The sequence below is a fragment of the Bacillus sp. SIMBA_074 genome (assembly GCF_046534555.1).
In the GTDB taxonomy this organism is placed as follows: Bacteria; Bacillota; Bacilli; order Bacillales; family Bacillaceae_G; genus Bacillus_A; species Bacillus_A mycoides.
Window position 1 is genome coordinate 1 of the sequence record NZ_JAWRYM010001018.1, and the last position, 247, is coordinate 247.

The following is a 247-nucleotide window of genomic DNA, read 5'->3' on the forward strand; positions in this document are numbered from 1 at the left end:
TTGTGTATCATCTTAGGAGCATTTAATATTTATAGCAGCAATAAGTCACTTGTACATTCCAAAGATATCATTAGCCAAAAATTGCCGATTCTAATTGATGAAGAACAACTACTCAATAATGTTGCACAAAGAAGCGCACTCGCAAGAGGCTATATTCTATATGGCGACGAAAGTAATAAAGAGAAGTTCTTAAAATATACCGAAGAAAGCAAAGTCATTCAGGAGGATCTATTAGCCTAAAGTGATT

The 247-nt window shown here is 34.0% G+C and carries 1 protein-coding gene; it reads left to right on the forward strand.

Features of this window, described 5'->3' with window-relative positions:
- Window positions 1-240, forward strand: a 240-nt coding sequence (locus SB773_RS33850) for a CHASE3 domain-containing protein (protein WP_486304337.1), incomplete at its 5' end; no start/stop codon positions are given.
- Window positions 241-247: the final 7 nt, after the last annotated feature.